We start from the raw sequence: 9,100 nt of genomic DNA on the forward strand, positions 1-9,100 counted from the left end.
GATGGTCTTCTCCGCTCAGACGCCAGCATGGGCAACGTCACTGGCGCGCAAGGCGCTCCAGATTTCCTTGTGATAAACCGGAAACTCCGGTGCACCGCGGGCCGTTATCGCATCACGCTCGCCGTTGCTGCCTTCCACGGTGAGGGTGATGTGCTGCTCGCTGGTGATCTTGGCAGGACGCCCGCCCAGCACCACGATGCGATGGCTCATGGCGATCGCCTCATCAATGTCATGCGTTACCAGAATCACGCTGGTGCCTTCGCTGCGGGTCAGACTGATGACATCGTTCTCCAGCATCAACCGTGTTTCGTAATCGAGCGCCGAGAAGGGCTCATCCAGCAAGACTACCGTCGGGTTGGCCAGCAAGGTGCGGGTCAGCGCCACACGCTGCTTCATCCCGCCCGAGAGCGCCTGCGGATAGGCATTGGCAACCGACTCCAGCCCATAGCGGGCCAGCCTGGTGCGGGCCCGGCTGCGGTCAGCCTCGGTGACCGGGCGTTGCAGTTCAATGCCCAGTACGGCGTTTTCAAGAATGGTGCGCCATGGCAGTAGCAAATCCTTTTGTAGCATGTAGGCGATGCTGCCGGGACTGCCATCGTCACGCCGACCGAGTGAAATATTGCCCGCACTCGGGCTGAGCAAGCCGGAGATCAAATTGAAGAGAGTACTTTTGCCCGCACCGCTGCGCCCGACAATGGCGACAATTTCAGCGGGACCGACAGAAAATTCAAGATTCTGAAAGATCCTGATTTCCTCACCATTGGCCTTGATAAAGGCATGGCTGAGGTTGTTGACGTCCAGGCGATTCTCCAACATTTGCTCCCATTCAAGTGGCCACGGGTAAGTCTGCCGATGAGTCCAAAGAGGTGCCGATTACAACGATGAACTATGCATTATGCATTATGCATTACAGCAAGCAGGAGCCGTGCCAGCGTTGTTCGTGAGATGGGGCAGAGGTGAGAATCGCCTTGTGCTAGGGGATTGGCGGGATTGTGTGTTGTGGCAGGCGTGAATTTGCTTACCCGGTGGCGCACTCAATGCGTGCAAACAGCGCACCGAGAACGTATCTGTAACGGCATGACATTTCGGCAATATTCGATTGACCTCAGTTTTAGCGAACGGTATTCTGAGTTCGTCCCTAAAAAAGAGAGGGATCAGGTTTGACAGCCTGCTACATACAACCGGCGAAAAGCCGCATCTTCCTGATGCGTTTTTCATTTTTCTAGCTTATTCACCGGAGGCTTCATGATCGACCAAGACCGTAGTTCCGCCAGTAACGACAGCAACACCCATCCTCGGCAAGAATCTCCCACCCATCAGGATTTCCACTGGATCAACAGCGAGTTGCAAGGCACGCTCTACGGTCAATTGCTGGAAACCACACTCAATGTCTCAGAAGGCATTCATGCCTGTTTGCAAATCGTGTATGCCAGCGGTCTGGAGCGTGCAGGCAATGAGGATGCCGATATCTCGGCACCCCCGGCAGTGGGCATTGTGCAGGCCGATCAATTGATGCGGCTGGCGATTGCCTCAGCGGGAATGTTACGCGATGAGGCGCGGCGGCAGGTGGAGTTGCATAACGAGGAGGAAGTCGGGTGTGACCAACCGGCCTGACTGATCTGTCGGTGTCAATTTCTGCATGAATACACAAGCTGAAATCGAAGCACTGCGCTATCTGGAAAATAAATCCAACAGGATGCGCAATGCTTCTTCTTTCTCGCAGGCGTTTTCCAGTGCGGGTAAGCCAAAATGCTTTTCGTAACTGCTTGCCTCACCGGGTTTGTCATTGACGAAAGGAGAGAGCTGCTTTTTCAGTTGCTTGGTTTCGCCTAGTTTCTGATCAATCGTTCTTAGCAATAATGCTTCAAAACAAGGGGCTGCACTGATGAGCGTGATCCGGTGGCGCTTCGCTAACGCAAGTACCCTGTCGCTATAGTCGGTATCTGTGTCGACCATTGCTGCTACCTGATCAAATTGTGCATTCTGTTTTTGTCGGATTGTGTAATCGACAACATGGAGCGCTCCCTTTCCATTGGCATTTCGTATAGTGACGATCAAGCCACATCCACGTGGTGCTTTGTGCCTTTTGACATGGGTCAGAAAGGCTTCATCATGGATGCCTTCGCCGACGAGCAACAAAGTTTTGTGATTGCGCCAATGTGCCATGGTGATCCTTAAAACTGAGGGACGGCACCGTAGGCACCCGCCATATATTTTGCGTAGTAGTTTTCATTGGTGCGCACATGTTTGACAATTTTGTCGAGGCGGCAGCTTGTACTTTGGCAGTTTTCATCCTTCTCTACCAGAATCACCTGCGACTTATGCACAATGTTCAATACTTCCATTGCATGGCAGGTAAAGAGGAGCTGCGCGTTGTGCGGGTTATAAACAGGATGTGCGAAGAGGGTGATAATCGGCTCAAGCATATGCGGATGCAGATCACTTTCAAATTCATCAATGACTGCCAGGCCACCGCTGGCCAATGCCTGCAGCAGGTGGGAGAGCAAGACGAATGCACTTTGGGTACCGGTTGATTCCAGCATGAACGGCAGCTCGGCGGTGATCTCGCCGCAACGGTGCTTACCAAAAGGGAGATAGAATACATTGGTATTGCCTGTTGTATCCGTACCTTTTAGCTCGCGTACTTCAATGTCATCCAGACCTAGATCCCAGGATTTCAGGAGCGTCCTCATTTTGTCGAACTGATCAGGGAAATTCTTGTAATGAGTTGCTGCATTGACGAGAAACTGGTTGGCCGGGATACGTCCTAATACGTTGACATTAGAGAATACGGAGGCACCGGCAATGCGCTTTGCCAGCGGGACATTATATTGGGCTGCGGTCGAAATCAAAGAGGCGTTGGGACGTACTTTTTTGGCCTCACTGGGTAACATGCCAAATTCATTTTGTTTGACGTTATAACTTTGCGTCTGCTCATCCCACTCTCGTGTAAACACATAGCGGAAGCGTTCATGCTTTTTATAGAGTGCCTCGTATTGCACTCTGTACTCGGAGCAGCGTAATTCATATCGCCACAAATCACCGTCCAATGACATCTCTGCAGAAAACGTGGATGGTTTGTTGGTGGCGGCAAAGTGTGATGCAAATTGTATTTTGTCCTCAGGGTTGGCGGAGAACGACGATGTGACAAACCAGTGCAAGAACGTGACGGCTTTGAGCAGAGCGGTCTTGCCGCTGCCATTGGGGCCGATGACGGCAGCTATTTTCGATAGACGAGCGCCAGTAGCGCAGGAAGTAATCCAGTTGCTACTGGACATTTTATCGGTCACAGTGAAGTCGATTTCGGTACGTTCCAGGAAGGATTGGAAGTTCTCGAATGAGATTCTATGTAGCATTTTTAACTCACTTAATTCTTGTAATCGACAAAATTATGTCAATTATAGGTTTTGTTTTGTGTATTTGTCTTTTTTAATTGTCTTTGGTTCCTTGGCGCTGGGCGCTTGATGTGAAGGTGCATTCATCCTGAAGGTGGCGAGCCAAGTCCTCGACATCATTCGTGCCGATTCTCGAATTATTGGAGTAAAATCCCGCCACAGCGTTTGAAACCAAACGACGTAAAGCTAGGGGTCCTGTCGATGTTGACGGGTGAGAAATACCCTTGAACCTGATCTGGGTAATGCCAGCGAAGGGAAGCGCCGGAAAGAGCTTATTGCATTTGAATCAATCTTGAATGCAGGCAACAAGTCCCTCCGTATCCTCCTTTGCTGGCTCCAAGCCAAGCAATCTCAAGCAAAGGAGCCAAAATGAATGCCAATCCGAAATTCCTCTCCGCTACTGCCACGGTAGACGAAGCCGCTGTTCAGCCATTACCGAATTCCCGCAAGATTTATGTCACCGGTTCGCGCCCTGATATCCGCGTGCCGATGCGTGAGATCAGCCAGTCCGATACGCCTGCAATGTTTGGCTCGGAAAAAAATCCACCGATTTATGTCTACGATACCTCCGGTCCTTATACTGATCCGGACGTCAAGATCGATATCCGCGCCGGTCTGTCGACCCCGCGTCTGCCATGGATTCTGGAACGTAACGATACCGAGGAACTGGATGGCCCAACGTCGGAATATGGTCAGCAACGGTTGAACGATCCGGCACTGGCTGAGCTGCGTTTTAACCTGCATCGCAAGCCACGCCGCGCCAAGACTGGCGGCAACGTGTCGCAGATGCACTATGCCCGCAAAGGCATCATTACGCCGGAAATGGAATTTGTTGCGATTCGCGAAAACCTGCGTCGTCAGGAATATCTGGAGCAGTTGAAGGCGTCCGGTCCGATGGGCAACAAGCTGGCTGACCTGATGGGTCGTCAACATCCGGGTCAATCCTTCGGTGCGTCGATTCCTGCGACCATCACACCAGAATTCGTCCGTGACGAAATCGCCCGTGGTCGCGCCATCATCCCTGCCAACATCAATCACCCTGAAATCGAGCCGATGATTATCGGTCGTAATTTCCTGGTCAAGATCAACGCTAACATCGGTAACTCGGCCGTGACTTCGTCGATCGGCGAAGAAGTCGAGAAGATGACCTGGGCGATTCGCTGGGGTGGCGATAACGTGATGGATTTGTCGACCGGCAAGAACATCCATGAAACCCGCGAATGGATCATCCGTAATTCGCCCGTGCCAATCGGTACTGTGCCAATTTATCAGGCGCTGGAAAAGGTCAACGGCAAGGCCGAAGATCTGACCTGGGAAATCTTCCGCGATACCTTGATTGAACAGGCCGAGCAGGGCGTTGACTACTTCACCATCCACGCTGGCGTGCGTCTGCAATATGTGCCGCTGACCGCCAAGCGTATGACCGGTATCGTCTCGCGCGGCGGTTCGATCATGGCCAAGTGGTGTCTGGCGCATCACAAGGAATCCTTCCTGTACGAGCATTTCGAAGACATCTGTGAAATCATGAAGGCTTATGACGTCAGCTTCAGCCTCGGCGATGGCTTGCGTCCTGGCTCGATCTACGATGCCAACGATGAAGCGCAACTGGGTGAACTGAAGACGCTGGGTGAGTTGACCCAGATCGCCTGGAAGCACGACGTGCAGGTGATGATTGAAGGTCCCGGTCACGTGCCGATGCACCTGATCAAAGAAAACATGGACCTGCAACTGGAACAGTGCCATGAAGCACCGTTCTATACCCTGGGACCATTGACTACCGATATCGCTCCGGGTTACGACCACATCACCTCCGGTATCGGCGCCGCGCAAATTGGCTGGTACGGTACTGCCATGCTGTGCTACGTGACACCGAAGGAACATCTGGGCTTGCCCAACAAGGTTGACGTCAAGGACGGCATCATCACCTACAAGATTGCGGCGCATGCCGCGGATCTGGCCAAGGGCCATCCGGGGGCGCAGATCCGTGACAACGCATTGTCGAAGGCACGTTTTGAATTCCGCTGGGAAGATCAGTTCAACATCGGTCTGGACCCAGACAAGGCACGTGAATTCCATGACGAAACCTTGCCCAAGGATTCGGCCAAGGTCGCCCATTTCTGCTCGATGTGTGGTCCGCATTTCTGCTCGATGAAGATCACGCAGGAAGTCCGCGATTACGCCGCCAAGGAAGGCATCTCCGAGATCGCTGCGTTGAAGCAGGGTATGGAAGTGAAGTCGGTCGAGTTCGTCAAGCTGGGCGCCGAGATTTACTCCAAGACCTAAGCTCGGGCGGTGAATGCGATGCAGATTGAATTGAATGGCAAACCGCATACGCTGCCTGACGGGGCCGATCTGGTGCAGCTTATCGCTGCACTGGAATTGACTGGCAAGGCAGTCGCCGTGGCGGTGAACCGGCAGGTGGTGCCGGCCCAGTCATGGGCTGCCCATGTGCTGGTGGAGGCCGACCGGGTGGATGTGGTGCGCGCCATTGGTGGTGGCTGAGGTGGCTAAGGTGGCTGTATCAGTTGCATCAGCTGATGCAGCTACCGTCACTCTTGAAAGGAATCGAAATGAACATGAACGACACGCCCGTACTGTCTGCGGACCCGGGGCTGACGATTGCGGGTAAAACCTATGCGTCACGCTTGCTGGTTGGTAGTGGCAAGTACAAGGATCTGGAAGAAACACGTCTGGCCACCGAGGCTAGTGGTGCTGACATCATTACCGTGGCGATTCGCCGCGTGAATATTGGTCAGGACCCGAATGCACCGAGTTTGCTGGACGTGGTTCCGCCATCGCGCTACACCATTCTGCCCAATACGGCAGGTTGCTACAACGCGGCTGATGCGGTCTACACGCTGCAACTGGCGCGTGAATTGCTGGGGGGGCACAAGCTGGTCAAGCTGGAAGTGCTGGGTGACGAAAAAACCTTGTTCCCCAACATGCCGGAAACCTTGAAGGCAGCCGAGACTTTGGTCAAGGATGGCTTTGATGTGATGGTGTATTGCAGCGATGATCCGATTCAGGCGCGCATGCTGGAAGATCTTGGCGTGGTGGCAGTGATGCCGCTGGCGTCATTGATCGGCTCCGGTATGGGTATTTTGAATCCGTGGAATTTGTCGCTGATCATTGAGCAATCGAAAATCCCGGTACTGGTTGATGCCGGTGTTGGTACGGCCTCTGATGCAGCTATCGCAATGGAGTTGGGCTGTGATGGCGTGTTGATGAATACCGCGATTGCCGGTGCACGTGATCCGATCCGTATGGCGCGGGCGATGAAGCTGGCGGTGGAAGCTGGTCGTGAAGCCTTTCTCGCGGGCCGTGTTGCACGTCGCTTTGCGGCTTCGCCATCGTCGCCGATGGCTGGTCGCGTGGCATGAGTGCGTTAGTCAGCACTTACCGGTCGTCGCCACCGTGCGTGCTGGTGTTTTCCGGCTCCGATCCGAGTGGTGGCGCTGGGTTGCAGGCCGATATCCCAGCGATCACGGCACTCGGCTGCCATCCGCTGTCGGTACCGACAGCGCTCACCGTGCAAGACAACGTGAGCGTGTTTGCGGTGCATCCGTTGGACCCTGAATTGATCCGGCATCAGGCGCAGGTGCTGATCGACCGTTTCAAGATCAGTGCGGTGAAGCTCGGTATTGCTGGCAACCGCCGCAATGCCGGGATGATTGCGCAGTTGATCCAGCAATTGCGCCAGCAGCAGCCGGATTTGCCGGTGGTGTTTGATCCGGTGCTGGCCAATGGCAAGGGAGATCAGTTGTCGACCGATGATGCGGCGCGGGCGCTGGAGTCGTTGTATGCCGTAGCAACGGTGATCACGCCGAATCTGAATGAAGCCAATCGCCTGTGTGGCAGCGAGCATTCGCCCGAGCAGCAGGCGGCAATCCTGATGCAGCGCGGTTGCCAGCACGTCTTGCTCAAGGGAGGCCATGGGCCGCAGGAGCAGGATGTGGTCAACCGCTGGTTTGGTCCCGAGGCGGCATTTGCAGCGTGGACCTGGTCGCGATTGCCGGACGAATTTCATGGCAGTGGCTGTACGTTGGCCGCAGCCTTGTCGGCGCAACTGGCGCTGGGGTTGGGCATGCAGGAGGCGATTGCTGCCGCGCAGCGGTATTGCCAGCACGCGCTCAACACTTCTTACGCGATTGCCGCGGGGCAGCGTATTCCTAGCCGCGTGCCTCTTTTTGCAGGAGAACATCCATGACGCAGTCTGCCAAACAATGGCATTTGAAGGGCTTGTATGTAGTCACTCCCGACTGGGATGATACCGACAAGCTGGTTGCGGCGACCGAACAGGCTATTCTGGGCGGTGCTACGCTGGTGCAGTATCGCCACAAGACAGCCGATGCGGCGCAACGTCAGCAGCAGGCCAGTGCTTTGCTGGCGGTATGTCGCCGCCACAGCGTGCCGTTCATCATCAACGATTATGTGGAGCTGTGTCTGTCACTGGATGCGGACGGTATCCATGTCGGCGGAACCGATGCGTCGGTCGCCGAGGTGCGTGCGCAGGTGGGGCCGGACAAGATTGTTGGTGCTTCCTGCTACGGTACCTTGCAACTGGCACGTGATGCCTGGAAGGCGGGTGCCAGCTATGTGGCATTTGGCGGCTTTTATCCGTCGCGGGTGAAGAAGTATGAATTCAAGACCGCACCGGAAATTGTGGCAGAGTCCAGACGTGAGATCCCGTTACCTGTCGTGGTGATTGGTGGCATGACGCAGGAAAACTGCCAGCCCCTGATTGCGCAGGGAACCGATATGGTGGCCGCAATCAGTAGTGTCTATATGACCGAGGATGTCAGAGGCGCTGCGGCTGCTTTCGCGGCGTTGTTGCCAGCAGGTTGAGGCTGGCGGCAATTCGATCATTGATCGAAATCTGATATTGCCTGAGTAGTGGGGTTGTTACCGTCTTCTTTTGTCAAAGGAGATGCGAATGATCCCGGATGTATCCACGTCAGGTCCGTATGTTGGTATTGCCCAGAGTCGAGATGTGGCCCCCTCGTCGCCTTTGCAGAGTGGGTTGGCGAAAGCCTTGAAAAACGTATGCAGTTGCTTTGATGCAGAGCTTATGCTGATTCAAGAGAAACCGTTCAGGCCAGCGGTGCCAGGAGATCCACGCCAGTTCGTGGCATGTGACGGGGACTTGAATATTCCTTTATTTGGAAAGGACCTGACCCCTTTATGGCTTGCGTCGGCAAAGGATGAGGCGCATGTCGTGGAACGCATTCTGCAGCATGAGAAGACGGATCCTAATGGGATTAGTATTAAAGGGGAGACTGCGTTACATGCCGCTGTCAGATTGTGCCATCATGACGTGGCGAAGGTATTGCTAAACGATTCACGTACGGATGTGACTACGCGTAACGACAAAGGTGGAACAGTTTTAGAACACTTTGCTGGCCGTGGTGATACGAAGATGTTACGTGAATTACTTGGACGCCCAACGTGCAAAATTGATGACGCAGAGCGTCGAAAATTGACACGGTACGCCTTGACTCAACAGGTTGTTGAGATCAAAAAGGGGATGACTATTCAGTGACCTTCTCTGCGGTTGGACGAGGTCAATACCATCATTGACATGGTGGCAAAGAACGAAAAAATGCCGGCGCAATGAACCGCACCCCAAAAGTTGGACACCAATCCAACCTTTGGGGTGTTTTTCATGGCGAAGTACGAAACGAAATTCAAGCATGAGGTAGTGCAAC

Annotated in this window: 10 protein-coding genes and 1 riboswitch; of the genes, 7 read left to right on the forward strand and 3 right to left on the reverse strand. The window is 54.1% G+C overall.

From position 1 onward, the window contains the following. Nucleotides 1–15 precede the first annotated feature (15 nt). Nucleotides 16–816 carry an ABC transporter ATP-binding protein gene (locus FHW66_RS15150; RefSeq protein ID WP_183380646.1) on the reverse strand — a complete coding sequence of 267 codons (801 nt, stop codon included), beginning with the start codon at nt 814–816 and terminating at the stop codon, nt 16–18. 429 nt (nt 817–1,245) lie between these two features. Here FHW66_RS15150 and FHW66_RS15155 point away from each other — a divergent pair, with 429 nt between their 5' ends. Next, entirely contained in the window at nt 1,246–1,614 is a 369-nt protein-coding gene (locus tag FHW66_RS15155; RefSeq protein WP_183380647.1) for a hypothetical protein, read from the forward strand. A 57-nt stretch (nt 1,615–1,671) separates the two neighbouring features. On the opposite strand, the gene FHW66_RS15160 is transcribed toward FHW66_RS15155, so the two are convergent. After that, nucleotides 1,672–2,166 carry an RloB domain-containing protein gene (locus FHW66_RS15160; protein ID WP_183380648.1) on the reverse strand — a complete coding sequence of 165 codons (495 nt, stop codon included), beginning with the start codon at nt 2,164–2,166 and terminating at the stop codon, nt 1,672–1,674. 8 nt (nt 2,167–2,174) lie between these two features. After that, on the reverse strand, nt 2,175–3,356 hold the full coding sequence (locus FHW66_RS15165) for an ATP/GTP-binding protein (protein ID WP_183380649.1): 1,182 nt from the start codon (nt 3,354–3,356) through the stop codon (nt 2,175–2,177). Between the two features lie 217 nt (nt 3,357–3,573). Continuing rightward, nucleotides 3,574–3,669: riboswitch (TPP riboswitch) on the forward strand. A 95-nt stretch (nt 3,670–3,764) separates the two neighbouring features. Here FHW66_RS15165 and thiC point away from each other — a divergent pair. The 6 genes from thiC to FHW66_RS15195 all read left to right on the forward strand — a co-directional run bounded on the left by thiC (nt 3,765) and on the right by FHW66_RS15195 (nt 8,934). Further along, complete coding sequence (thiC, locus tag FHW66_RS15170) at nt 3,765–5,678, forward strand: phosphomethylpyrimidine synthase ThiC (protein WP_183380650.1); 1,914 nt, start codon at nt 3,765–3,767, stop codon at nt 5,676–5,678. Nucleotides 5,679–5,696: 18 nt separating this feature from the next. Next, entirely contained in the window at nt 5,697–5,897 is a 201-nt protein-coding gene (gene thiS / locus FHW66_RS15175; RefSeq protein ID WP_183380651.1) for a sulfur carrier protein ThiS, read from the forward strand. 68 nt (nt 5,898–5,965) lie between these two features. Next, a complete protein-coding gene (locus FHW66_RS15180) occupies nt 5,966–6,775 on the forward strand; it encodes a thiazole synthase (protein WP_183380652.1) in 810 nt (269 codons plus the stop codon). Continuing rightward, entirely contained in the window at nt 6,772–7,602 is an 831-nt protein-coding gene (locus FHW66_RS15185; protein ID WP_183380653.1) for a hydroxymethylpyrimidine/phosphomethylpyrimidine kinase, read from the forward strand. The genes FHW66_RS15180 and FHW66_RS15185 overlap by 4 nt, the downstream gene beginning before the upstream one ends. Continuing rightward, nucleotides 7,599–8,240: a thiamine phosphate synthase gene (gene thiE / locus FHW66_RS15190; protein WP_183380654.1), complete on the forward strand. Its 642-nt coding sequence runs from the start codon at nt 7,599–7,601 to the stop codon at nt 8,238–8,240. Before FHW66_RS15185 ends, thiE begins: the two co-directional genes overlap by 4 nt. Before the next feature lie 88 nt (nt 8,241–8,328). After that, on the forward strand, nt 8,329–8,934 hold the full coding sequence (locus tag FHW66_RS15195) for an ankyrin repeat domain-containing protein (RefSeq protein ID WP_183380655.1): 606 nt from the start codon (nt 8,329–8,331) through the stop codon (nt 8,932–8,934). The last annotated feature ends 166 nt before the right edge of the window (nt 8,935–9,100 follow it).

Origin of the sequence: Herbaspirillum sp. Sphag64, from assembly GCF_014192645.1 — a bacterium.
Lineage (GTDB): Bacteria > Pseudomonadota > Gammaproteobacteria > Burkholderiales > Burkholderiaceae_D > Herbaspirillum.

What these genes read in the sequence shown, in the direction of transcription:
- FHW66_RS15150 (WP_183380646.1), bottom strand. Translation starts at nt 816, where the DNA reads ATGTTGGAGAATCGCCTGGACGTCAACAACCTCAGCCATGCCTTTATC.
- FHW66_RS15155 (WP_183380647.1), top strand. Translation starts at nt 1,246, where the DNA reads ATGATCGACCAAGACCGTAGTTCCGCCAGTAACGACAGCAACACCCAT.
- FHW66_RS15160 (WP_183380648.1), bottom strand. Translation starts at nt 2,166, where the DNA reads ATGGCACATTGGCGCAATCACAAAACTTTGTTGCTCGTCGGCGAAGGC.
- FHW66_RS15165 (WP_183380649.1), bottom strand. Translation starts at nt 3,356, where the DNA reads ATGCTACATAGAATCTCATTCGAGAACTTCCAATCCTTCCTGGAACGT.
- thiC (WP_183380650.1), top strand. Translation starts at nt 3,765, where the DNA reads ATGAATGCCAATCCGAAATTCCTCTCCGCTACTGCCACGGTAGACGAA.
- thiS (WP_183380651.1), top strand. Translation starts at nt 5,697, where the DNA reads ATGCAGATTGAATTGAATGGCAAACCGCATACGCTGCCTGACGGGGCC.
- FHW66_RS15180 (WP_183380652.1), top strand. Translation starts at nt 5,966, where the DNA reads ATGAACATGAACGACACGCCCGTACTGTCTGCGGACCCGGGGCTGACG.
- FHW66_RS15185 (WP_183380653.1), top strand. Translation starts at nt 6,772, where the DNA reads ATGAGTGCGTTAGTCAGCACTTACCGGTCGTCGCCACCGTGCGTGCTG.
- thiE (WP_183380654.1), top strand. Translation starts at nt 7,599, where the DNA reads ATGACGCAGTCTGCCAAACAATGGCATTTGAAGGGCTTGTATGTAGTC.
- FHW66_RS15195 (WP_183380655.1), top strand. Translation starts at nt 8,329, where the DNA reads ATGATCCCGGATGTATCCACGTCAGGTCCGTATGTTGGTATTGCCCAG.